This is a genomic window from Luteibacter aegosomatissinici, from assembly GCF_023078495.1.
GTDB lineage: Bacteria > Pseudomonadota > Gammaproteobacteria > Xanthomonadales > Rhodanobacteraceae > Luteibacter > Luteibacter aegosomatissinici.
Genome location: NZ_CP095742.1, coordinates 3257262 through 3281248 on the forward strand (window position 1 = coordinate 3257262; position 23987 = coordinate 3281248).

Sequence of the window (23987 nt, forward strand, 5' to 3'; positions counted from 1 at the left end):
TTGGGACCCGATGTCAGCCGGCCTCGTCAATCCATGTAGGCGAACAAGAAAAAAGGCGCCGACCAAAGTCAGCGCCTTTTAGTAAAACTGGTAGCGGGGGTAGGATTCGAACCTACGACCTTCGGGTTATGAGCCCGACGAGCTGCCAGACTGCTCCACCCCGCATCAGAGAAAAAAAGTATAGCGACGTGGCTAGATTCTTGCAAGCCCTTTCTTTCAACTTTGTGAAAAAAAGAGCTTGCCCGAACGCACGATCAGACGCCGAAGGCCCGCTGGCACCACGCAAACAGCGGCGACCACGCGAAACCAAGCACCAGCAGTGCGATCGCGTTGATCGACAGCACCCAACGCGAAGCCGCATCGGACGTCGCGCGTACCTCGGTACCTTCGTTCGGCTGGTCGAAGTACATGACCTTGACCACGCGCAGGTAGTAGTACAGGCCGATGATCGCAAACACCGCACCGGCAATCGCCAGCCACAGGAAGCCTGCATCCATCGCGGCCTTCAGCACAAGCAGCTTGCCGAAGAAGCCGAACAGCGGCGGCACGCCCGCCAGCGAGAACATCACCAGCAGCATCATGAAGGCGAACCAGGGCGAACGCTGGTTCAGGCCCTTCAGATCATCGATTTCCTCGCACTCGAAGCCGGCGCGCGAGAGCACCAGGATCATGCCGAATGCGGCGGCGCTGGTGAGCGCGTAGCTGACGGCATAGAACATCGAGGCCGAGTAGCCCTCCGGACCGGCATTGACCAGGCCGACCAGCAGGTAACCCATGTGCGAGATGGTCGAATAAGCCAGCAGGCGCTTCAGGTTGGTCTGCACGATGGCGACGAGGTTACCGATCGCCAGCGAGAGCACCGCAAGCACCGCGATCATTAGCTGCCACTGCGGGGCCAGGCCCGACGTGCCACCCGCGATATCGCCCATACCGGTGGACAGCAGGCGGTAAGCCATGCCGAACGCCGCCAGCTTCTGCGCGGAACCGATGAAGATCGTCACCGCCGTCGGCGAACCCTGGTACACGTCCGGGATCCACATGTGGAACGGGGCTGCACCCAGCTTGAAGCCGATACCGACGATCACGAACACCAGGCCGAACAGCAGCAGCGTGTGCCACTCCGTACCCACGATGGCGGCGTGGATAGCGTGCAGATCCAGGCTGTGCGTCGCACCGTAGATCATGGACATGCCGTACAGCAGCATGCCCGAGGCCAACGCACCCAGCACGAAGTACTTGATGGCCGCTTCCGACGACAGGCGCGAGTCGCGGTTCAGGGCAACCAGCGCGTACGACGACAGCGTGAGCAGTTCGAGACCGAGGTACACCGTGACCAGGCTGCCGGCGGCAACGAGGAACATGATGCCGACCGTCGCGAAGATGGTGAGCGTGTAGAACTCACCGAACGGGATGGCCCGCTCCTTCAGGTACGGCTTGGCGTAGATGAAGATCACTGCCGTGATCAGCAGCGAGAAGACCTTCAGCACTTCCGAGACGCCGTCGCGGACGAACATGCCGCCGAACGCGGTGACGCTGCCATCCGGCTGGCCGCTTACGACTAGGTAGGCACCGACCAGCAGGACCAGCACCGAGAGCCAGTGCACGGCGCCCTTCTGGCCCGGCTTGAGGAACGCATCCAGCATGAGCAGGACGCACGCCGCGACCGTGAGGTAAGCCTCGGGGAGCAGGATAAGGATGTCATTGATACCAGGCATGGACTAATTCCCGCTCAGACTTTCGTAATGGCCAGCTGCTCGACCAGGCGAGCGACCGACGCATCCATGAGGTGGACCAGCGGCTCCGGCCAGATACCGAAGACCAGCACGCCGGCGGCAAACGCGGAGAGCATGAAGATCTCGCGGCCGTTGACGTCGGTCAGTTCCTTCACGTGCGGGTTGGTGATGTCACCCCACAGCACGCGCTTCACCATCCACAGCGTGTAGGCCGCGCCGATGATCAGCGTGAAGGCGGCGAACAGCGCGATCCACGGGTTGGCGCTGAACGAGGCCAGGATGACCATGAATTCGCCGACGAAACCGCTGGTGCCCGGCAGGCCGCTGTTGGCCATGGCGAACAGCACGTAGAACGGCGCGAAGATCGGCATGACGTTGATGACGCCGCCGTAATCCTTGATCTGGCGCGAATGCAGGCGGTCGTACAGCACGCCGATGCAGCTGAACATGGCGCCCGAAATGAAGCCGTGCGAGATCATCTGCACCATCGCACCCTGCATGCCCAGGCGGGCAGCATCCGGGTTGTTGGCTTCACGCACCAGCATGAAGGCGATGAAGATACCCAGGGTCACGAAACCCATGTGCGCGATGGACGAGTACGCCACCAGCTTCTTCATGTCGCCCTGCACGAGGGCCACGTAACCGATGTAGCAAACCGCAATCAGCGACAGCACGATGATCAGCCACGCGTAGTGCTCGGAAGCGTCCGGCACGATCGGCAGCGAGAAGCGCAGGAAACCGTAGCCACCGATCTTCAGCATGACCGCCGCCAGCACCACCGAACCACCGGTAGGCGCTTCCACGTGGGCATCCGGCAGCCAGGTGTGCACCGGCACCATCGGGACCTTGATGGCGAAGCCCAGCAGGAAGGCGAAGAACAGCCAGCTCTGCTCGGTGAGCGTGAGCGGGACCTTGGCCATGTCGGCGATGGCAAAGCTGCCGCCGGTCTTGTGGTACAGGTAAATCAGGCCGATCAGCATGAAGATCGAGCCGAAGAACGTGTAGATGAAGAACTTCAGCGTAGCGTACACACGGCGCGGGCCACCCCAGATACCGATGATGACGAACATCGGGATCAGCATGGCTTCGAAGAACACGTAGAACAGCAACGCATCCGTCGCGCAGAACACACCGATCATGCAGCCCTCGAGGACGAGCATGGCGGCCATGTACTGGTGCGGGCGGTTCTGGATCACTTCCCACGCGCCCACGATCACGAGGATCTGGACGAAGGTCGTGAGAATGATCAGGGCGACGGAGATACCGTCGACCGCCAGCGAGTAGTGGATACCCAGCGACGGGATCCAGTTGAAGGACTCGGTGAGCTGCATGGTGCCGGCAGCGGCATCATAAGCAGGCAGGAGGGCAAGGCTGGCGGCGAAGGTGGCAACCGCGACCAGCAGCGAGATCCAGCGGGCGAGGCCTGGGCGACCGGCGCCGGCCAGCAGCACCGGGATGGCGCCGACGACCGGGAGCCAGATCAGCAGGCTGAGCAAGTGATTCGACATAGAGCTCGTTTCCCTTATTGCCCGATCAGCCAGTACCCGCCCAGGAGCAGGATAAGGCCGAGGATCATGGCGAACGCGTAATGGAAGAGGAATCCGGACTGCAGGCGGCGTGCACCACCCGCGATGCGCTGCACGAGGCCAGCCGAGCCGTTGACGATGGCGCCATCGATGAGGCCCTGATCGCCTACCTTCGACAGGCCTTCGCCCAGCTTCACGCCGCCCTTCGCGAACACCGCGAAGTACAGTTCGTCGATCCAGTACTTATTGTTGAGCAGGTTGTACACCGGCTTCAGCGCGTTCTTCGCCTTGTCGGCGACGGACGGGTTGAACAGGTACACATAGGTAGCGACCACGAAGCCAGCGAGTGCGATCCAGAACGGCGGCTGCATGAAGCCATGCAGGCCGGCGGCCACCGCACCGTGGAACTCGTGCGCGAGTTCGCCGAGGACGTTGTTCTCTTCCTTCACCTGGATCGCCTTGCCGAACCAGCCGTCGAACAGCATCGGCTTAACGGTGAACAGGCCCACCAGGATAGAGGGGATCGACAGCAGCACCAGCGGCACCGTCACGACCCACGGCGACTCATGCGGTGCATGCTCGAGCACGCCCGGCGTACCGTGGCCATGATCATCGTCATGGTGGGCGTCGTCATGGTGATCGGCATGGGCATCATGGCCGTGGTGGCCGTGCGCCTTGTGCTCCACCGTGAAGCGCTCCTTGCCATGGAAAGTCATGTACAGGAGACGGAAGCTGTAAAGCGAGGTGACGAACACGCCGCCGAGCACGCAGAAGTACGCGTAGCTGGCACCCCAGCGGTGCGACTCACCCACGGCTTCGATGATGGCGTCCTTGGAGTAGAAGCCCGAGAAGAACGGGGTACCGGCCAGGGCCAGCGAACCGATCCACATCGTGATCCAGGTGATCGGCATGTACTTGCGCAGGCCGCCCATGTAGCGCATGTCCTGCTCATGGTGCATGCCCATGATGACCGAACCGGCACCCAGGAACAGCAGGGCCTTGAAGAAGGCGTGGGTCATCAGGTGGAACACGGCGCCGCTGTAAGCGGAGACACCCAGCGCGACGGTCATGTAGCCCAGCTGCGAGAGCGTGGAGTACGCGATGACGCGCTTGATGTCGTTCTGCACGATGCCGATGAGGCCGGTGAAGAACGCGGTGGTCGAACCGATCACCAGGATGAACGAGAGCGCGGTCTCCGACAGCTCGAAGATCGGCGACATGCGGGCGACCATGAAGATGCCCGCGGTCACCATCGTCGCCGCATGGATCAGCGCCGAGATGGGGGTCGGGCCTTCCATCGAATCGGGCAGCCACACGTGCAGCGGAACCTGGGCGGACTTACCCATGGCGCCGATGAACAGGAAGATGCCGATGACGGTGGCTGCATCCCACGCATGGTTCTGGGTGATCTGCAGGGTCTTGCCGACCAGCTCGGGGGCGTGATCGAAGGCGGTCTGGTAATCCAGCGTACCCAGGAAGTACAGGATGGCCGAGATACCGAGCAGGAAGCCGAAGTCACCCACACGGTTGACCAGGAACGCCTTGAGGTTGGCGAAGATCGCCGTCGGGCGCTTGTACCAGAAGCCGATCAGCAGGTACGACACCAGGCCCACCGCTTCCCAGCCGAAGAACAGCTGCATGAAGTTGTTGCTCATGACGAGCATCAACATCGAGAAGGTAAAGAGCGAGATGTAGCTGAAGAAGCGCTGGTAGCCCGGGTCTTCCGCCATGTAGCCGATGGTGTACAGATGCACCAGCAGCGACACGAAGGTAACCACCACCATCATCATGGCGGTGAGGCGATCGACCATGAAACCGACGGAAGCGTGGAAGCGGCCGATCTCGAACCAGGTGTAGACATCCTGGTTGAAGTTATCCGCGCCACCCCACACCAGCTGGTAGAGCACGTAGAACGACAGGCCGCAGGCGATGGCGACACCGAGGATCGTGGCGCTGTGCGCCCCTGCCCGGCCGATCACCTTGCCGAACAGGCCGGCCAGGATCGAACCCACCAGCGGCGCCAGTGCGATCGTTAGCAGGATTGAAAGCGAGAGACTCATCGGATCAACCCTTCATGCTGTCGATTTCGGCGACGTTGATCGTGCTGCGGTTACGGAACAGCAGGACCAGGATCGCCAGGCCGATGGCGGATTCCGCCGCGGCCACGGTGAGGATGAAGAACACGAACACCTGGCCCTGCACGTCGCCGAAGAAGCGCGAGAAGGCCACGAAGTTGGTGTTCACCGCGAGGAGCATGAGCTCGATCGCCATGAGCAGCACGATCACGTTCTTGCGGTTGATGAACAGGCCGGCGACGGCGATGCAGAACAGGATCGCGCCGAGCACGATGTAATGGGAAAGCGTGATCACTTGGCGTTCTCCTGCGACGGATCGGCAGCCGGAGGCGCCGGCGGCGGTACCACCGAAGCCACCTGGCTCGGGGCCATCTTCACCACGCGCACGCGCTCGGTGGCCTTCACGGACACCTGCTGGGCAGCCGACTGGTGGCGTACGCCCAGGCGCTGGCGCAGGGTCAGGGCCACGGCGGCCACGACACCCACGGTAAGGATCAGCGCGGCGATTTCGAACGGCAGCAGGAAGTCGGTATACAGGGCCTGGCCCAGCCACGCGACGTTCGAGTTACCGGCCGGGTTCGGGCCAAGCGTATGGGCGTGCATGGCTTTTACGCCGATCATGGCCAGCATTTCGACCAGCATGACCACGGCGACGATGATGCCCACCGGCAGGTAGCGGATGAAGCCCTCGCGGACGACCTCCTGCTTGATGTCGAGCATCATGACCACGAACAGGAACAGCACCATCACCGCGCCGACGTAAACGACGACAAGCGCAATGGCGAGGAACTCCGCTTCGGCGAGCAGCCACACGCAGGCCATGCTGAAGAAGGTCAGCACGAGCGACAGGACGGCATGCACCGAGTTACGCACGGTGATGACCATCAGGCCGGCGAGAACAGCCACGCCTCCGAAGAGGTAGAAACAGATGAGTTGGAGCAGATCGGTATTCATCGTCGATTCCGTGGCCCTTAGCGGTAAGCCGCGTCCTGGGCGCGGGCGGCAGCGATGTCCTGCTCGAAGCGGTCACCAATGGCCAGCAGCTGGGCCTTGGTCACCACGTTCTCGCCGCGATGTTCCATGTGGTACTCGTGCACGTGCGTCTCGACGATCGAATCGACCGGGCAGCTCTCTTCGCAGAAGCCGCAGAAGATGCACTTGAACAGGTCGATGTCGTAGCGCGTGGTACGGCGCTGGCCATCTTCCGGGCGCGGGGCCGAGTCGATAGTGATCGCCAGCGCCGGGCACACCGCCTCGCACAGCTTGCAGGCGATGCAGCGCTCTTCACCGTTGGCGTAACGGCGCAGGGCGTGCAGGCCACGGAAGCGGTTCGACTTGGGGATGTGCTCGAACGGATAACGCATCGTGTACTTCGGGCTGAACATGTAACGCATGGTCAGGCCCATGCCCTTGAACAGCTCGAGCAGCAGGAGGCTCTTGAAATAGTGGGTTACGCGAGACATGGCGCTTTAGGCTCCCGTGCCGATGTGGACCCAGCCGAAATACTTCATGCAGCCGGCGACGAGGACCCAGACGATGGTGATGGGAATGAAGACCTTCCAGCCGAGACGCATGATCTGGTCGTAGCGGTAGCGCGGGAAGCTGGCGCGAAACCACAGGAACAGGAAGGCAAAGATGAAGACCTTCAGGAACAGCCAGAGGATACTGGCGTGGCCGATGAAGCCCCACGATTCGGGGAACGGCGACAGCCAGCCGCCCACGAACAGGATCGAGGAGAGGAAGCTCACCAGGATCATGTTGGCGTATTCGGCCAGGAAGAACAGTGCGAACGGCGAGCCGGAGTATTCCACGTGGAAGCCGGCAACGATTTCCGATTCGCCTTCCGCCACGTCGAACGGTGCGCGGTTGGTTTCCGCCACGCCCGAGACGAAGTAGATGACGAACACCGGCAGCAGCGGGATCCAGTACCAGCTCAGTGCGCCACCGGCCTGTGCATCGACGATGGCCGTGAGGTTCAGGCTACCGGTCAGCACCAGCACGCAGACGATGGACATGCCCATCGCGAGTTCGTAGGAGATGACCTGCGCCGCGGCGCGCATGGCACCGAGCATCGCGTAACGCGAGTTGGAGGCCCAACCAGCGAGGATGATGCCGTACACGCCCATCGAGGTCATGGCCAGCAGGTAGAGCACGCCCGCGTTGACGTTGGCGAGCACCACGCCCGGCGCGAACGGCACCACCGCCCACGCGCACAGCGCGGGCACCAGGGCCAGCATCGGCGCCAGGTAGTACAGGAACTTGTTCGCGTTGGTCGGCAGCACCACTTCCTTCAGGAGCAGCTTGACGACGTCGGCGAAGGCCTGCAGCAGGCCGGCGGGGCCGACCTTGTTGGGCCCCATGCGGACGTGCATCCAGCCCAGCACCTTGCGCTCCCACCAGACGTAAAGCGCGACGCCGATAACCAGCGGCAGCACGACCGCCAGGATGAACAGCACCGGCAGCAAGAGGTGGTCGAAGAGTTGATCGGCCATGGTTTACGCCTTGCTCAGGGTGATGGCGGCGCCGTACGGCGGCAGCATCGCGGTTTCGGGAAGCGCGGCATCGATCCACACGGCGCCGGCAGGCACCGCGGCATCGACCACCACCGGAAGCACGCTGTCACCGATGCGGCCGTTGCCACCATCGGCCAGGCCGAGCTTGCCGGCATCTTCCGCGCTGACGCGGATGGCGGCAGCGCGATTCAGCGGGTGCGAGTTCAGCGCACCGGCGCGGCGCAGCACGGCATCGCCGCGGTACACCGGCACCGTGGCAACGCGCGAAAGCGTGATGCCCGACGCGCGCTGGCCAAGCACCGCACGGGTGTCCGTGGTGCGCTCGGTCATGCCATCGCGCAGGCCGGCCAGATCGTCGAACTCGAAGCCGGCCACGCCAAGCGAACCGCCCAGCGCACGCAGCACCTTCCAGCCTTCGCGAGCTTCACCCGGGGCCTTCGAACCGGCGAGCACGGCCTGGGCGGTGCCCTCCGCGTTCACCAGCGTGCCTTCCAGCTCCGGCGTGAGCGCGATCGGGAGGATCACGTCGGCCGAGTCCTTCAGGGCATCGGAGGCGTAGGCGGCGAAAGCGACCACGGTCTGCGCCGAGTGCATGGCCTGCTGGGCCTGTGCACCGTCGGCGAAGTCGTACGGCGGCTCCACGTTGTAGAGCACGTAACCCTTGCGCGGCTGCGCCAGCATGGCGCGCGCATCGAGGCCACCCGCCGTCGGCAGGACGCCGATGGTGGAAAGGCCCACGGCGTTGGCGCCTGCCGGGATTTCGTTGTAGGCAGCGCCAGCGGCCTGCGCGATGAAGCGCGCGATGGCACGCAGCCACGAGGCCTCCGGATGGTTGGCAGCGGCGTGACCGAAGATCACGACGGCGCCATCGACGGCGAACTCAGCGTACGCCGCGCGGTGGTCATCGGTGGTCGTCGCGGCGTTCACCACGGCGGCGATCGACTCCGGCACAGCGGCACCGGACTCGGCGGCGACCTTGGCGAACTGCAGCAGCTCGGCGACGAGCTCATGCGGCGGCGCCACGGCTTCACCGGCCAGGTCAAAGTTGAAGTTGAAATGCGCCGGGTTCACGGCAAACACCTTGGCGCCCTTCTTGGCGGCCTGGCGGATGCGGTGGTTGAGCAGCGGGACTTCGTAGCGCAGGTCCGAACCCACCAGCAGCGCCGACTTCACCTTGTCGAGCGAGGCGATGGCCGAGGCAAACGGCTTGGCGAACGCGTTGTCCGCGAAATCGAGCTGGCGCAGGCGGTGATCGACATGGGCGCTGCCCAGGCCACGGGCCAGGCGGACGAGCAACTCGCCCTCCTCGTTCGTGGTCGCCGGGTTCACCAGGATGCCGAGATCCGCACCGGAAACGCTCTTCAGCGCTTCGCGGGCCACCGACAGTGCGTCGTCCCACGTCGTGGTCGACCACTGGCCGTTGCGCTTGACCATCGGCGCCTTGACGCGATCCGCCGCGTACAGGCCCTGGTGGCTGTAGCGATCACGATCGGAGAGCCAGCATTCGTTGATCGATTCGTTATCGCGCGGCACCGTGCGCAGCACTTCGCCGCGGCGCGTGTGCAGCCACAGGTTGGAGCCGAGCGCATCGTGGTAAGCCACCGAGGGACGAGCGACCAGCTCCCAGGCGCGGGCCTGGAACTGGAACGGCTTGTTGGTCAGCGCGCCCACCGGGCACACATCGATAATGTTGCCGGAGAGTTCGCTCTCGATCGTCTTGCCGATGTAGGTACCGATCTCGAGGTTTTCACCGCGGCTCATGCCACCCAGCTCGTACGTGCCGGCGATCTCGCTGGTGAAGCGGACGCAGCGCGTGCACTGGATGCAGCGGGTCATTTCGGTGGCGATCAGGGGGCCGAGGTTTTCATCGGCCACCGTGCGCTTGCGCTCCACGTAGCGGGATACCGAACGGCCGTAGCCGAGCGAGACGTCCTGCAGTTCGCACTCGCCGCCCTGGTCGCAAATCGGGCAATCGAGCGGATGGTTGATCAGCAGGAACTCCATCACGTTGCGCTGCGACTTGAGCGCCTTGTCCGAACGCGTGAAGACTTTCATGCCCTCGCCTACCGGCGTGGCGCATGCCGGTGCCGGCTTCGGCATCTTCTCGATCTCCACCAGGCACATACGGCAGTTGGCGGCGATCGGGAGCTTGCGGTGGTAGCAGAAGCGCGGAATGGCGATGCCGACGGCATCCGCCGCCTGGATGATCATCGACCCCTTGGCTACCTGCACCGGTACGCCATCGATCTCGATATTGACGAGATCCGGCGCGGCATTGGCTACGGGCTGCGCACTCATGCAGCGACTCCAGTGGTGGCCGTGCCAGCGGGGCCATCCACGATGGAATGGCCATGCTGCACGTAGTATTCGAATTCGTGCCAGAAGTGGTACAGGAAGCCCTGCACCGGCCACGCGGCGGCTTCGCCGAACGCGCAGATGGTGTGGCCTTCGATCTGGCCGGCGACCGCCTTCAGGCGGTGCAGGTCATCCTGCGTGCCCTTGCCTTCCACGATGCGCGACAGCACGCGGTACATCCAGCCGGTACCTTCGCGGCACGGGGTGCACTGGCCGCACGATTCGGCCTTGTAGAAGCGCGAGATGCGGTGGCACGCGCGGACCATGCAGGTCTTCTCGTCCATCACGATAACGGCACCCGAACCCAGACCCGAACCCGCCTTCTGCAGCGAGTCGTAATCCATGGTGCATTCCATCATCTTGTCGGCCGGCAGCACCTTCATCGAGGAGCCGCCCGGGATTACCGCCTTCAGCTTGTGGCCGTTGCGGACACCGCCCGCCATCTCCAGCAGTTCGGAGAACGGCGTGCCGAGCTTGATTTCGAAGTTGCCCGGGTTATTCACGTGGCCGGAGACCGAGAAGATCTTCGGGCCGCCGTTGTTCGGCTTGCCGATATTGAGGAACCACTCCGCGCCGTTGCGCAGGATGGCCGGCACCGACGCGTAGGTTTCGGTGTTGTTGATCGTGGTCGGGCGACCGTACAGGCCAAAGCCGGCCGGGAACGGCGGCTTGAAGCGCGGCTGACCCTTCTTGCCTTCCAGCGATTCCATCAGCGCGGTTTCTTCGCCGCAGATGTACGCGCCAGCGCCGAGGGCGTTGTAGATATCCACGTCGATACCGGAGCCATCGATGTTCTTGCCCAGCAGGCCAGCGGCATACGCTTCCTTCAGGGCTTCCTCGATGTGCTCGAACGGCTCGTGGTGGAACTCGCCGCGCAGGTAGTTATAGGCCACGGTCGAACCCGTGCAATAGCACGCGATCGCCAGGCCTTCCAGCACCGAGTGCGGGTTGAAGCGCAGGATGTCGCGATCCTTGCAGGTGCCCGGCTCGGATTCATCCGAGTTGCACAGGATGTACTTCTGGCCCGGCGCATTGCGCGGCATGAACGACCACTTCAGGCCGGTGGGGAAGCCGGCGCCGCCGCGGCCGCGCAGCGAGCTTTTCTTGATCTCTTCGATAAGCGCAGCCGGATCCGGCTTTTCAGCCAGGATCTTGCGCCACGCCTTCCAGCCATCGACCTTCTCGTAGCTTTCGAGGGACCACGGCTTTTCGAAATGCAGGGTCGTGTAGACGACCTGGTGTTCCTTGGGTGCGGGTCCGACCGGACCAGTGGTGCTAGCCATTGCCCTTACCTCACTTAAGACCGTCGAGGATCGCGTCGACCGATTCGGTCGTCAGCTTCTCGTGGTAATGACCGTTGACCACCATCATCGGCGCGCCAGCACACGCAGCCAGGCATTCCTCTTCCTGCTTGAGGTAGATGCGGCCGTCGGCGGTGCTCTCGCCGGTCTTGATGCCCAGCTTCTTCTCGCAATGGCGCACGAGGCCTTCGGCCCCGTTCAACCAGCACGAAATGTTGGTGCAGATGGCGACGTTGTTGCGGCCGACGGGCGAGGTCTCGAACATCGAGTAGAAGCTCGCGACTTCGTAGGCCCAGATCGGCGGAAGGTCGAGGTACTTGGCGACGGCCGTGATCAGCTCATCGGTGAGGTAGCCCTGGTTCTGCTCCTGGGCCGCCATCAGCGACTGGATGAGCGCCGAGCGCTTGCGGTCCGGCGGGAACTTACCGACCCAGTGGTCGATGTGCTGCCGGGTGTGATCGTTGAGCACGGCGATCGGATCGACGTCCTTCACCTGCTCGAAATGACCGGTGGCTTTCATGATTCTGTGTACTCCGTCGACTTAGCGGTCGACTTCGCCGAAGACGAGATCGTAGGTGCCGATCATCGCGACGACGTCGGCGAGCATGTGGCCACGCACGAACGCGTCCATCGAAGACAGGTGGGCGAAGCCCGGCGCGCGCAGGTGCACGCGGAACGGCTTGTTCGCACCATCGGACATGAGGTAGCAGCCAAACTCACCCTTCGGCGCTTCCACGGCGGCGTAGGTCTCGCCGGCCGGTACGCCATAGCCCTCGGTGAAGAGCTTGAAGTGGTGGATCAGCGCTTCCATGTCGTTCTTCATCTCGACACGGCTGGGCGGGGCGACCTTGAAGTTCTGCACCATGACCGGGCCCGGGTTGGCCTTCAGCCAATCCACGCACTGGCGGATGATGCGGTTCGACTGGCGCATTTCTTCCACGCGCACCAGGTAGCGGTCGTAGCAATCGCCATTGACGCCGACGGGGATATCGAAATCCATCTTGTCGTAGGCGGCGTACGGCTGCTTCTTGCGCAGGTCCCATTCAATGCCGGAACCGCGCAGCATGGCGCCGGTCATGCCCCAGGCCTGGGCCTTCTCGGGGTTGACCACGCCGATACCGACCGTACGCTGCTTCCAGATACGGTTGTTGGTCAGCAGCAGTTCGTATTCATCGACGCGGGCCGGGAAATCGTTGGTGAACTCCGTGAGGTAGTCCAGCATCGAGCCTTCACGCCACTGGTTCAGGCGCTTCAGGTCACCACCCTTGTGCCAGGGCGATTCGCGGTACTGCGGCATCTGCTCCGGCAGGTCGCGGTACACGCCACCCGGGCGGTAGTACGTGGCATGCATGCGCGCGCCCGACACGGCCTCGTACACGTCCATGAGCTCTTCGCGCTCACGGAACGCGTAGAGGAACACGGCCATGGCGCCCAGATCGAGCGCGTTCGAACCCACCCACATGAGGTGGTTCAGGATGCGGGTGATCTCGTCGAACATCGTGCGGATGTACTGCGCACGGCTGGGGGCTTCGATGCCGAGCAGGTTCTCGATGGCACGCACGTAAGCGTGCTCGTTGCACATCATCGAGACGTAATCCAGGCGGTCCATGTAACCGATGGACTGGTTGAACGGCTTGGATTCGGCGAGCTTTTCGGTGCCACGGTGCAGCAGGCCGATGTGCGGATCGGCACGGACGATGGTTTCGCCGTCCATTTCCAGCACCAGGCGCAGCACGCCGTGCGCAGCGGGATGCTGCGGACCGAAGTTCATCGTGTAATTGCGGATTTCTTCCACGGCTTAATTCTCCCGCCAGCGGTCGGCGGCTTCCGCCCTGGCCTGATCGAGGTCGGCATCGTTGCGGATCGTGCGCGGCACCAGCACGCGCGGCTCGATCGAAACCGGTTCGTAGACAACACGCTTCTGTTCGGCGTCGTAGCGGACCTCGACGTTACCGATGAGCGGGAAATCCTTGCGGAACGGATGGCCGACGAAACCGTAGTCGGTAAGGATGCGGCGAAGGTCGGGATGACCGTCGTAGATGATGCCGTACAGATCGAACGACTCGCGCTCGAACCAGTCGGCGCCCGGCCAGACGCCCGTCACGGACGGCACCACCGGGAAGTTGTCGTCTTCGCAGAAGACGCGCAGGCGAATGCGCTGGTTATGCTCGATCGAAAGCAGCTGGTATACGGAGGCGAAGCGGCGCGGCAGTTCAGCCGGGCGCGGACGCTCTGCCCAGGTGAAGCGACCGACGGCCTGGCCTTCCACGCCACGGGAGAAGCTTTCGCCCTGCGCCGTGTCGGTATCCCATTCGGTCTTGCCGTAGCTCAGGTAATCCACACCGCAGATATCGATGAAGACGGTAAAGCGGAAGCCCGCCTCGTCACGCAGCGCGGTAGCCACGGCGATAAGGTCGCGCGGGGCGACCTCGGCGGTCACTTCGTTGCGTTCGACCTTCACCGTCAGCATGTCGCCGAAGCGCGCGGCGAGGCGTTCGACCAGCGAGGTCTCGTTATTAACGCTCATGTGCAAGGCCCTGATTAGCGCGCGATCGTGTGGGTGCGACGGATCTTTTTCTGCAGCTGCAGGATGCCGTGGATCAGCGCTTCAGCCGTCGGCGGGCAGCCCGGCACGTAGATATCGACCGGCACGATGCGATCGCAGCCACGCACGACCGAATACGAATAGTGGTAGTAGCCGCCGCCATTGGCGCACGACCCCATGGAGATCACCCACTTCGGCTCCGGCATCTGGTCGTAGACCTTGCGCAGCGCGGGGGCCATCTTGTTGACCAGGGTACCGGCCACGATCATCACGTCGGACTGGCGCGGGCTGGGGCGGAACACGACGCCGAAGCGATCCAGATCGAGGCGGGCCGCGCCGGCATGCATCATTTCAACCGCGCAGCACGCCAGGCCGAACGTCATCGGCCACATGGAGCCAGTGCGCGCCCAGTTCATCAGTGCATCGACGCTGGTCACGCCAAAGCCGCGCTGCGGCAGCGGCGCGTCACCGTTCGGGCGGATGATGTCGTCGACGAGGTTGAGCGGTTCCGGGTTATGCATCACCCGGTCGATGGTGGTCATCACTCCCATTCGAGCGCTCCCTTCTTCCAGACATAACCAAAACCGACCACGAGCAGCGCCAGGAACAGGGCCATTTCAACCAGGGCGACGATGCCGATCTTGTCGAACACCACGGCCCAGGGGAAAAGGAAGGCGATTTCGAGGTCGAAAATAATGAAGAGGATCGCGATGAGGTAATAGCGCACGTCGAACTTCATGCGCGCATCTTCGAAGGCTTCGAAGCCGCACTCATAAGGCGAGAGCTTTTCCGCATCGGGGCGCTTTGGGCCGGCGAGCATGCCGAGCACCATCAGGACGACGCCAAGGCCGACGGCCACGGCTATAAACAACAGGACGGGCCAATATTGGGCGAGCACGATGCTGCGTACCTCCGCGCCTCACTGGGCGCATCAGTGACCGTCGACGGGGACGAGCGGTCCGGCTAGGGGCGCCGAAGCTTTTTTCGAATCGATCCAAACGGACCGATCCGGTCGGACGCGCCAGGCGCGCCAACGACTCCGGAGATCCACAATCTCACGTTGGGGAACCGATCTATTGTACCAGTGCGTGCAGGTATGCCGACAAGTCTTAATGAAGGAAAAACAGGTCCATGATGGTGCAAAACCCAATTTTCCCTGCCGTGGCAGTTACATCGTCTGGGTGGGCCGCTCGGAATTGAGGGTACCGGCCAGCAGGGCCTCGATACGCTGGCGGGCGGCTTCGCTCTCCGGTGACTCGTTAAACTGGATGCCGACACCCGCCGTGCGGTTGCCCTGGGCCCCCACCGGAGTGATCCAGACGACCTTCCCGGCCACCGAAAGGCGCTCGTTGTCGTCGATAAGGGTGACCAGCAGGGCCACTTCATCCCCCAGGTTGTAACGCTGGGCCGTGGGGGCGAACAGGCCGCCCGTCTTCAGGAACGGCATGTACGAGATGTACAGGGAATTCACGTCCTTGATTTTCAGCGACAGGATGCCCTGGCGCGGCGACGGGCTGGTTGCGTTCATGGAGGTGCCGGATTCCCTTAGGATGCGCGCCATCCTAGCTAGCCCGGCGGCCGCGCCACAAGCCCGATCGGGTCCGGATCCCGGCAAACCCAGCCGTAGCGGTCGTAGATCCACGGCGTGGCGAGGTCGGCGGTGAGCTTGACGAACGCCGGCCCGGGGACAGGCGGCAATGCCAACAACCAGTCATCGCCGTCGCGAACGAGCGGCGCCTTTCGCCACGTCCAGTGGCGGGCACCCTGCCCGTCAGCCAGTACGACCCGCAGCCGGGCACGCGCCCAGGGGCCGGGGTGCCAGGGCAAGCGCAGGGTAGCGCCTACCGGTACCGGCGGGGGCGGCCGGTCGAAGCGCTCAGGCCGCGAGGCGATGCCCAGCATGCGCTTGCGGCTGAGCACCATCTGGGTCGCGTGCTCCAGGACGGCGGCCGTCTTGACCCGCTGGCGCTCCGCATCCCCATCGGGAACGATCAGCGCCTCGGGCGGGCTGGCCTCGGTGCCGTGCACCATGTACGTGAGTACCTCGGCCGGGATGCCGGTTCCGAGCATCGCCAGTCGTGTGAGCACATGGGCTGCACCGTGGTCGGGGTGACGGTCGCCAAGGTCGGGGATCACCACCAGGGTCGGCCGCACCTGCGTCAGCACGGCCCGCAACTGGCCAATCGACGAGTCGTAATGACGCCGCAATTGCGTCGTCACCTGCATGTCGTGCCACCCCATGGCGTGCAACCGGGCAGGCCCCACACCAAGCCGGGCCAGGGCAGCCACCACTTCGCGACGACGTCGCCCACCCCAACGCCTGCGCCCGGCCGCCCCAACGATGATCCGCTTCTCCAGCCAGCGCTGGGGCCACGGGTTGTCGTCGCCATCGGTGAGCAGCACCACATCCACGCTACCGCCCTCCGCCAGGCAGCGCTGGATCAGCATGCCGGTGGCCAGCGATTCGTCATCCGGGTGGGGCGCGACCACCAGGAGCCGGGTAGACGCATCGATGGCAGGAGCACGAGGCACGTCGTTACCGCCTCAACGCCATGCGGCGATCAGCTCGAGCAGCACCAGGTCGGCACGAAGCGGCCCGCGCAGGGCATCTCGCGCCCGGTTGGCCCGGCCGTACCAGGCATCCAGCGATTCGTCGTCCAGCTGGCTCTCCAACGGCGCGCTTGTGCCAGCGGCGCGTGCGCGCAATTCATCGGTGGCCGCCTGGGCCGCAAACCACACATAACGCACCGGATCCGCCGCCTGCCATCGCTTCACGACGTCCAGCGGATCGCCACGCCCAGCCGCGAGGCTCTTCAGATCGTGGCGGACCTCACCACGCTGCTTGAGCGCACCGTCGGCCGCCCACGCACGGGCAAGCCCCGGGTTACCCGCAGCCGCCTCGAGGGCAGGCGCGGCATCGGCCACGCCCTGCCCGCGCAACCATGCCAGCGCAACGTCACGCGGCGGCACCAGGAAATCGATGCGCTGGCATCGGCTACGTATGGTGGCCGGCAAGCGGGCGGGCTCATCAGCCACGAGGATAAGGACGGTTGAGCCGGTCGGCTCTTCCAGCGTCTTCAGCAGCGCATTAGCGGCTGCCGCGTTCATCGCATCGGCTGGGTCGATGGTCGCGACCTGCCAGCCACCAAACTGGCTGGACATCGCCAGCCGTTGGGACAGCTCGCGAACCTGGTCCACGACGATCTCACTGCGGGTCGCGCCATCCTTGCGCAGGCCCAACCCGAGCGCGATGACATCAGGATGGGTACCGGCCGCAACCAGCAGGCAACTGCGGCAGGTATCGCAGGGCACGCCGTCCACGGATTGCTGGCAGAGCAGGCCTTTGACGAACCGCGCCAGGAACTCGCGCTTACCCAGGCCCGCCGGGCCGGCGAGCAACAGCGCATGTGGGAGCGCGTCGCGCTCGCGCCGCGCCTGCAGGCGCGCCCAGGCATCCGCGTGCCATGGCCAGGTCGTCACGGCGAGACCCCGGCGACCAGGCCGCTGACACCGGCCACGGCCTGGGCGAGCACCGCATCGGGCGTCGCGCTCGCATCCAGAACGCGGAAGCGCCCCGGATCCCCGACCGCCCGCTCACGATAGGCCCGGCGGATGCGCTCGAAGAACGCATCGCCCTCCACCTCGATGCGGTCGGCCTCGCCACGCCCAGCGGCACGTGCCCTGCCCTCACTCACGGGTAGATCCAGCAGCAACGTGATGTCTGGCCGCAGGCCCAGAGCCGCCCACTGCTCGAGCCCCGAGATACGATCGACAGGCTGGCCACGGCCGCCGCCCTGGTAGGCATAGCTGGCATCGGTAAAGCGATCGCAGAGTACCCAGCGGCCCGCAGCAAGGGCAGGCTCGATCACCTGCCGTACGAGCTGCGCGCGTGAGGCAAACATCAGCAGCAGCTCCGCCTCGGCACAGAGCTCATTGTTGGCGGCATCCAGTACCATGCCGCGCACGGCCTCGCCGACGGCGGTACCGCCAGGCTCGCGCGTAACGACCAGGTCGATATCCTGCGCGCGCAGGTGTGCCTCCAGCCCGCGCAGGAGCGTGCTCTTGCCCGCGCCTTCACCACCCTCAAGGGTAATAAGCCGTCCGCGCTGTCCGTGGTTCACTGGCATCGTTTCAACTGGTAGCAAGCGACCGCCTTGTTATGTTCTTCAAGGGTAGCCGAGAAAACGTGGCTGCCATCGCCGCGGGCGACGAAGTACAGCTCCTTGCCATCGGCCGGATGCAATGCCGCCTGGATGGCCGCACGCCCCGGTAAGGCGATGGGCGTGGGCGGAAGGCCGGCACGCGTGTACGTATTGTAGGGGGTGTCGGTGGTCAGGTCGCTCTTGTGGATGTTGCCCGTATACGCCGCGCCCATGCCGTAGATCACCGTGGGATCGGTTTGCAGCAGGACGTGCTGCTCGAGCCGGCGCACGAACACACCGGCGATGCGCGGCCGCTCATCCGCCCTGCCGGTTTCCTTTTCCACGATGGATGCCAGGATCAGGGCCTCGTAAGGGCTGGCCAACGGCAAATCCGGTGCCCGCGCGGGCCACGCGGCATCCAGCGTCTTCACCATGGCCGCATACGAGCGCTTGAAGATGCTGCTATCGGTATCGCCTTTGACGTAGGCGTAAGTCTCGGGGAGGAAGCGGCCCTCGGGCTGATCGCCCTCGGCCCCGACCTGCTTCATGATCGCCGCATCGTCGAGGCCCGCGGTGTCATGGGTGATCGTATCCACGGCCGCCAGCGCACGGCGAAGGTCGGCAAAGGTCCAGCCATCCACGATGGTGAAATTGCGTTGCATGACCTTGCCGGCCGCCATGTCGCCGATCAGGTCCCGCGGGGTCATGCCGGGGCGCAGCGCGAATTCACCCGCGTGCAGCCGTCCCGACGCATGCATTTCCATCGCGAGCACGCGCCAGTAAAGCGGCGAGGCTTTCGTTACGCCGCGATCGCGCAGGTCACGAACGATATCCTTGAACGACGACCCGCGCGCCACGTCGATGCTCTGGCCCGTCGACGCGACAGCGAGCGGCGCACGTGCGAATCGGGCCCAATCGAACCACAGCCATGCGCCGCCGGCGATCGCGGCGAGCAGCACCAGCAACAAAACCGCGCGCCACAAGGCGGCGCCACGCACTTTCATCGATCACTATCCTTGGCACGGTACGGTAAGGGCAGGCCCAGGCCCGCCCAATGCGCCTGGAGGGCGCGCGTGATGGGGCCGGGCTGCCACGTGCGGACCCCAAAGGCCCGGACAGGGAGAATGCCCCGAACCGCCGATGTGAGGAAGACCTCGTCAGCCCCGAGCACCTGCGCCGGACTCATGCGGGACACGGTGACGGGAGTGCTGGATAGGATTTCCGCGCGCGCCACGCCCGCCACCCCGCAGCGATCGACCGGCGGCGTGGTGAGTTCGCCATCGAGGACGGCGAAGAGGTTCGCCGCCGTGGCGCACACCAGATGCCCCTCCATGTCACAAAGGAGGCCCTCGGCCACCGCGGGATCGGACCACTCTGCGCGAGCCAGCACCTGCTCAAGGCGGTTGAGGTGTTTGAGCCCTGCCAGCGCAGGCTGGATGGCGAGCCGCGTGTCGCACAGGCGCACGGCGATGCCATCGCGCGACGCCCCGGTTTCCAGCGCCAGCGGTGACGCCGCGATGACCAGCGTAGGTCGCTGCACGGAAGGCAAGGCGTAGCCACGCTCGCCGACACCCCGGGTATAGGTGATGCGCACGACCGCATCGTCCAGGCCAGCACACAGCCTCAGCACCTCGGCATGCACCGCGGCCAGGTCGGGTGTCGGCATGCGCAGGCGCTCGCAGCCCGTGTCAAGGCGCGCGGCATGGCGTGCCCAAAGGGGGGCGGTGCCGCCAACGACACGAAGTGTTTCGAACAGGCCATCGCCGTAGTTGAACCCACGATCCGCGGCGAAAATAACGCCGACGTCGCGAAAATCCACCGACAAACGCGTCGTCATGCCGCGCCAAAGATCCGCAAGAGGCCGCGCGCCTTGGCCCGTGTTTCGTCCAGCTCCTTCCCTGCGATCGAATCCACCACGATGCCTGCGCCTGCACGCAGCGATACCTCACAGCCTTCGGCCATCAACGTGCGGATGAGGATATTGAGATCCATGTCGCCGCTATCGTCGATATAGCCAAGCGCGCCGGTGTAGGCGCCGCGCGGCTCCTGTTCGATGTCGCCAATGATCTGCATGCAACGCACCTTGGGGCAGCCCGTGATGGTGCCCCCAGGGAACGTGGCCGCCACGACCTGGCCCGGCGTGATGCCCTCGCGGGCGCGTCCGCGCACGTTTGAAACGATGTGGTGTACGTGCGCGTAGCTCTCCACCACCATCAACTCGTCCACCTTCACGCTGCCGGGAACACATACGCGCCCCAGGTCATTGCGCTCGAGGTCGATCAGCATGACGTGCTCCGCACGCTCCTTCGGGTGCGCGGTGAGCTCGCGAATACGTGCCGCATCGTCATCGCCCGGCACCCGTGGCCGGGTCCCGGCGATGGGGCGTGTCTGCAGAAGGCCATCACGGGCCTCGACCAGGCGCTCCGGCGACGAGCTGACGATTGCCCAGCCAGGCTGCTGGAGCAGGCCGGCAAACGGCGCAGGATTGGCGGCGCGCAAGGCCAGCATAAGCGCCGCCGCGCTTGGCGGCTCGGCAAAATGTGCGCACCACCGGCGCGACAGGTTCACCTGGAACGTATCGCCCGCGTGCAGATGCTCGTGGATACGGTGCACGCCATCGAGGAACCGCTGGGGATCGTCTTCCTCGACACGCTCAGGCGCAGCCAGCGCCAGGCTGGGAACGGGCGTCTCCAGATCGGCAGCCAGGGTATCGAGCCAATGCTCGGCACCCTCCTCGGCCATGAGGATCGTGCGGCCTTCCACATGATCGACGATGGCGGCCGCAGGCGAACGCATGGCATAGGCCACTGGGGCGGCACCGCGTGATGCAGGCAACGCGAGGGAAGGCTCGACCTGGGCAGCCAGCTCATAGGCGAGGTAGATAACCCAGCCGCCATGGAACGGCAAGCCATCATCCACGCGCGCACGATGATGGCTTGCCCATGCGCGATCGAACGCATCAAGAAACGGACCGGCGATAACCTCGCCCTGCCCGTCCCGCACGACGCCCTGCGCATCGAGCGATAACGACGTGGTACTGCCGGCAAACAGGATATCGAAGCGCGACTGCGCCGTGCCGGTCACAGCGGAGGCGAGCAGCGCCGGATAGCGATCCGGAAACAGCGCGGCCGGCGCGAGGAGATCGCGCCGGCCGGCAAGGGTTCGCGTGGTGAAGGCCACGCGGCTATCAGACGCGACGGAAGGCGAGCGTGCCGTTGGTGCCGCCGAAACCGAACGAGTTGGAGATGGCCACGGTCAAGTCGGCCTTCTCCGCCTTGTTCGGCACCAGGTCCATGCCAAGTGCAGCGACTTCCGGATCGACGTTCTCGAGGTTCATCGTCGGCGGGATGATCCCGTCACGCAGGGCAAGGATGGTGAAGATCGCTTCCACGCCGCCTGCGGCACCCAGCAGGTGGCCGGTGACCGACTTGGTGGAGCTGACCGCGAACTTGCCCTTCTGCGTGGCGTGTTCGCCAAACACATTGCGGATGGCCTTGGCCTCGCCCAGGTCACCCACGGGGGTGGATGTACCGTGCGCGTTGACGTACTGCACGTCTTCCGCCTTCAGGCCGGCATCGTGCAGCGCGTTGCGCATGGCCAGTTCCGCACCGTCGCCGCTGGGCGCGGTGATGTGGTACGCATCGCCGCTCATGCCGAAGCCGATGAGCTCGCCCAGGATGGTCGCACCACGTGCCTTGGCGAATTCGTACTCTTCGAGCATGAGCATGCCCGCGCCGTTGGACAGCAGGAAGCCATCACGGCCGGTGTCCCACGGACGGCTGGCGTGCGTCGGATCGTCGTTGCGGGTGGACATGGCCTTGGCCGAACAGAAGCCGGCCATGGCGGTAGGCGTGGTAGCAAACTCGGCACCGCCCGCCAGCATCGCGTCGGCATCGCCGTACTGGATGAGGCGCATGGCCATGCCGATATTGTGTGCGGCCGTGGTGCAAGCGGAAACCAGCGCGATATTCGGGCCTTTCAGGCCGTGGTAGATGGACAGGTTGCCCGCCACCATGTTGATGATGGAACTCGGCACGAAGAACGGCGACACCTTGCGCGGGCCCTTTTCGGCCAGCTCGAGCGCCGTGGCTTCGATCGTGTGCAGGCCGCCGATACCGGCGCCAGCGGCTACGCCAACGCGGCCGGCATTCTCATCGGTGATGACGAGGCCGGACTGACGGAACGCATGGGTGCCCGCGACGATGCCGTAATGGATGAACGGATCCATTCGCTTGAAGTCTTTCGCGATGGAACGCTTCTCGTCTTCGGGCGCTTCGGTGCCGGCAAAATAGGCTTCAACGGGATCGAAGTCACGCACTTCGCCAGCGATATGCGTGGCGTACTTGGTCCAGTCCGTACCCTCGATGGGCGTGACCTCGCCGATGCCGCTGTGACCTTCGACGACGTTCTTCCAGGCGGTGGCGATATCGTTACCGACCGGCGAGATAATCCCCATGCCGGTCACTACCACACGTCGCTTACTCATGCGTTTCTTCCTTCACTGTGTCCGCGTAAACCATACGCAGGCGCAGGTTACGAATTGCGGAAACGAAAACTGCGCCATGAGGCGCAGCTTCCGTGTCGCTCGGAGATCGACGGGAGGCGGCGCCTCCGATCGACAGCCAGCCAACCAATCAAGCCTTGACGTGGGCCTTGACGTAGTCGACAGCCTGCTGAACCGTCGTGATCTTCTCGGCATCTTCGTCCGGGATCTCGCACTCGAACTCTTCTTCAAGAGCCATCACGAGTTCGACGGTATCCAGCGAATCGGCGCCCAGATCGTCCACGAACGAGGCGTTCGCGGTGACTTCATCTTCCTTGACGCCCAGCTGTTCGACGACGATCTTCTTGACGCGTTCTTCGATGGTGCTCATGTCGCTATAACCTCCCGAGGGAAAAAAATCCGGCGCATTGTAGTGGCTAAGGTCCATACCCGCCAGCACGCACCGTGACGTGGCTGGCGCCCCGGGCGACCCGGGGCGCGAAAGGGTGATTGTCTCTCAAAAACGGCCCGCTGGCGACTGCCCGGGCCAACCGGTCAGGGCATGTACATCCCGCCGTTGACGTGCAGGGTCTCGCCAGTGATGTACTTCGCGGCCGGCGAGGCCAGGAAGGCCACCGCCTCGGCGATATCGCGCCCCTCGCCCAGGTGCCCGAGGGCAATGCCCGAAAGGAGCGCCTCACGCTGCTCTTCGGGCAGCGCGCGGGTCATGTCGGTATCGATGAAACCGGGCGCCACGACATTCACGGTGATGCCACGCGAGCCGATCTCGCGGGCCAGCGACTTCGAGAAGGCGATGATGCCGGCCTTGGCGGCGGCGTAGTTCGCCTGCCCCGGGTTGCCGGTGACGCCCACGACCGAAGCGATGCTGATGATGCGGCCCTTGCGCGCCTTCATCATGCCGCGCATGACGGCCTTGGAGGTACGGAACACCGAGGTCAGGTTCGTATCCATGATCGCGCTCCAGTCATCCTCTTTCATGCGCATGAGGAGCTGGTCGCGTGTAATGCCCGCGTTATTCACCAGGATGCTGATGGCGCCTGACGCCTTGGCGATCTCATCCACCAACGCCTCAATGGATTCAGGGTTCGTCACATCCAGCACGCGGCCGTGGCCACCGTGTGCGGCGAGCCGCTCACCAATGGCCTTGGCGCCGTTCTCGCTGGTGGCCGTGCCATAAACAGTGGCACCCATCTCGGCCAGCAAATCCGCAATGGCGGCACCGATGCCGCGGCTGGCGCCGGTGACGAGGGCGATCTCGCCCTTCAGGGTATGGGTCATGTCGTGGGTCCTGCT

General features: G+C 64.5%; 24 protein-coding genes and 1 tRNA gene. All 25 read right to left on the reverse strand.

Going from position 1 to position 23987, the window contains the following annotated elements:
- Positions 1 to 88: 88 nt before the first annotated feature.
- The 25 genes from L2Y97_RS14490 to fabG all read right to left on the reverse strand — a co-directional run bounded on the left by L2Y97_RS14490 (position 89) and on the right by fabG (position 23972).
- Positions 89 to 165 (reverse strand) — tRNA-Met (locus L2Y97_RS14490).
- A gap of 89 nt (positions 166 to 254) precedes the next feature.
- Positions 255 to 1715, reverse strand: a complete 1461-nt coding sequence (gene nuoN / locus L2Y97_RS14495) for an NADH-quinone oxidoreductase subunit NuoN (protein WP_247427860.1) — start codon at positions 1713 to 1715, stop codon at positions 255 to 257.
- A 14-nt stretch (positions 1716 to 1729) separates the two neighbouring features.
- On the reverse strand, positions 1730 to 3241 hold the full coding sequence (locus tag L2Y97_RS14500; protein ID WP_247427863.1) for an NADH-quinone oxidoreductase subunit M: 1512 nt from the start codon (positions 3239 to 3241) through the stop codon (positions 1730 to 1732).
- Between the two features lie 14 nt (positions 3242 to 3255).
- The gene (gene nuoL, locus L2Y97_RS14505; RefSeq protein WP_247427866.1) at positions 3256 to 5319 is read right to left on the reverse strand and encodes an NADH-quinone oxidoreductase subunit L; all 2064 of its coding nucleotides are present in this window, start codon (positions 5317 to 5319) and stop codon (positions 3256 to 3258) included.
- A gap of 4 nt (positions 5320 to 5323) precedes the next feature.
- On the reverse strand, positions 5324 to 5629 hold the full coding sequence (gene nuoK / locus L2Y97_RS14510; RefSeq protein ID WP_247327437.1) for an NADH-quinone oxidoreductase subunit NuoK: 306 nt from the start codon (positions 5627 to 5629) through the stop codon (positions 5324 to 5326).
- A complete protein-coding gene (locus tag L2Y97_RS14515) occupies positions 5626 to 6288 on the reverse strand; it encodes an NADH-quinone oxidoreductase subunit J (protein WP_247427869.1) in 663 nt (220 codons plus the stop codon). The genes nuoK and L2Y97_RS14515 overlap by 4 nt, the downstream gene beginning before the upstream one ends.
- 17 nt (positions 6289 to 6305) lie before the next feature.
- Complete coding sequence (gene nuoI / locus L2Y97_RS14520) at positions 6306 to 6797, reverse strand: NADH-quinone oxidoreductase subunit NuoI (RefSeq protein ID WP_139983578.1); 492 nt, start codon at positions 6795 to 6797, stop codon at positions 6306 to 6308.
- 6 nt (positions 6798 to 6803) lie between these two features.
- The gene (nuoH, locus tag L2Y97_RS14525; RefSeq protein WP_247427872.1) at positions 6804 to 7826 is read right to left on the reverse strand and encodes an NADH-quinone oxidoreductase subunit NuoH; all 1023 of its coding nucleotides are present in this window, start codon (positions 7824 to 7826) and stop codon (positions 6804 to 6806) included.
- Between the two features lie 3 nt (positions 7827 to 7829).
- Positions 7830 to 10145, reverse strand: a complete 2316-nt coding sequence (gene nuoG, locus L2Y97_RS14530) for an NADH-quinone oxidoreductase subunit NuoG (protein WP_247427875.1) — start codon at positions 10143 to 10145, stop codon at positions 7830 to 7832.
- Entirely contained in the window at positions 10142 to 11485 is a 1344-nt protein-coding gene (gene nuoF, locus L2Y97_RS14535; RefSeq protein ID WP_247427877.1) for an NADH-quinone oxidoreductase subunit NuoF, read from the reverse strand. The genes nuoG and nuoF overlap by 4 nt, the downstream gene beginning before the upstream one ends.
- Positions 11486 to 11495: 10 nt before the next feature.
- Complete coding sequence (nuoE, locus tag L2Y97_RS14540; protein ID WP_247427879.1) at positions 11496 to 12023, reverse strand: NADH-quinone oxidoreductase subunit NuoE; 528 nt, start codon at positions 12021 to 12023, stop codon at positions 11496 to 11498.
- Between the two features lie 21 nt (positions 12024 to 12044).
- Positions 12045 to 13274: an NADH-quinone oxidoreductase subunit D gene (locus tag L2Y97_RS14545; RefSeq protein ID WP_247436799.1), complete on the reverse strand. Its 1230-nt coding sequence runs from the start codon at positions 13272 to 13274 to the stop codon at positions 12045 to 12047.
- Between the two features lie 27 nt (positions 13275 to 13301).
- Entirely contained in the window at positions 13302 to 14030 is a 729-nt protein-coding gene (locus L2Y97_RS14550; RefSeq protein WP_247427881.1) for an NADH-quinone oxidoreductase subunit C, read from the reverse strand.
- Positions 14031 to 14044: 14 nt separating this feature from the next.
- Positions 14045 to 14599 (reverse strand): NuoB/complex I 20 kDa subunit family protein, encoded by a 555-nt coding sequence (locus L2Y97_RS14555; protein ID WP_139983592.1) that lies wholly within the window; start codon positions 14597 to 14599, stop codon positions 14045 to 14047.
- The gene (locus L2Y97_RS14560) at positions 14590 to 14946 is read right to left on the reverse strand and encodes an NADH-quinone oxidoreductase subunit A (RefSeq protein ID WP_247427883.1); all 357 of its coding nucleotides are present in this window, start codon (positions 14944 to 14946) and stop codon (positions 14590 to 14592) included. The genes L2Y97_RS14555 and L2Y97_RS14560 overlap by 10 nt, the downstream gene beginning before the upstream one ends.
- A 270-nt stretch (positions 14947 to 15216) precedes the next feature.
- Positions 15217 to 15576, reverse strand: a complete 360-nt coding sequence (locus L2Y97_RS14565) for a PilZ domain-containing protein (RefSeq protein WP_247427884.1) — start codon at positions 15574 to 15576, stop codon at positions 15217 to 15219.
- 38 nt (positions 15577 to 15614) lie between these two features.
- Positions 15615 to 16580, reverse strand: coding sequence for a PIG-L deacetylase family protein (locus tag L2Y97_RS14570; protein WP_247427886.1), 966 nt, complete (start codon positions 16578 to 16580; stop codon positions 15615 to 15617).
- A gap of 12 nt (positions 16581 to 16592) precedes the next feature.
- Positions 16593 to 17528 carry a DNA polymerase III subunit delta' gene (gene holB, locus L2Y97_RS14575; RefSeq protein WP_247427888.1) on the reverse strand — a complete coding sequence of 312 codons (936 nt, stop codon included), beginning with the start codon at positions 17526 to 17528 and terminating at the stop codon, positions 16593 to 16595.
- Positions 17525 to 18169: a dTMP kinase gene (gene tmk / locus L2Y97_RS14580; RefSeq protein WP_425492766.1), complete on the reverse strand. Its 645-nt coding sequence runs from the start codon at positions 18167 to 18169 to the stop codon at positions 17525 to 17527. The genes holB and tmk overlap by 4 nt, the downstream gene beginning before the upstream one ends.
- Entirely contained in the window at positions 18166 to 19194 is a 1029-nt protein-coding gene (gene mltG / locus L2Y97_RS14585) for an endolytic transglycosylase MltG (RefSeq protein WP_247427891.1), read from the reverse strand. Before mltG ends, tmk begins: the two co-directional genes overlap by 4 nt.
- A complete protein-coding gene (gene pabC, locus L2Y97_RS14590) occupies positions 19191 to 20027 on the reverse strand; it encodes an aminodeoxychorismate lyase (RefSeq protein WP_247427893.1) in 837 nt (278 codons plus the stop codon). Before pabC ends, mltG begins: the two co-directional genes overlap by 4 nt.
- Positions 20024 to 21370, reverse strand: a complete 1347-nt coding sequence (locus L2Y97_RS14595; protein ID WP_247427895.1) for an aminodeoxychorismate synthase component I — start codon at positions 21368 to 21370, stop codon at positions 20024 to 20026. The genes pabC and L2Y97_RS14595 overlap by 4 nt, the downstream gene beginning before the upstream one ends.
- A gap of 7 nt (positions 21371 to 21377) precedes the next feature.
- A complete protein-coding gene (gene fabF, locus L2Y97_RS14600; protein ID WP_247427896.1) occupies positions 21378 to 22676 on the reverse strand; it encodes a beta-ketoacyl-ACP synthase II in 1299 nt (432 codons plus the stop codon).
- A 148-nt stretch (positions 22677 to 22824) separates the two neighbouring features.
- A complete protein-coding gene (gene acpP, locus L2Y97_RS14605) occupies positions 22825 to 23064 on the reverse strand; it encodes an acyl carrier protein (RefSeq protein WP_247427898.1) in 240 nt (79 codons plus the stop codon).
- Positions 23065 to 23228: 164 nt separating this feature from the next.
- The gene (gene fabG / locus L2Y97_RS14610) at positions 23229 to 23972 is read right to left on the reverse strand and encodes a 3-oxoacyl-ACP reductase FabG (RefSeq protein ID WP_247427900.1); all 744 of its coding nucleotides are present in this window, start codon (positions 23970 to 23972) and stop codon (positions 23229 to 23231) included.
- Between the last annotated feature and the right edge of the window lie 15 nt (positions 23973 to 23987).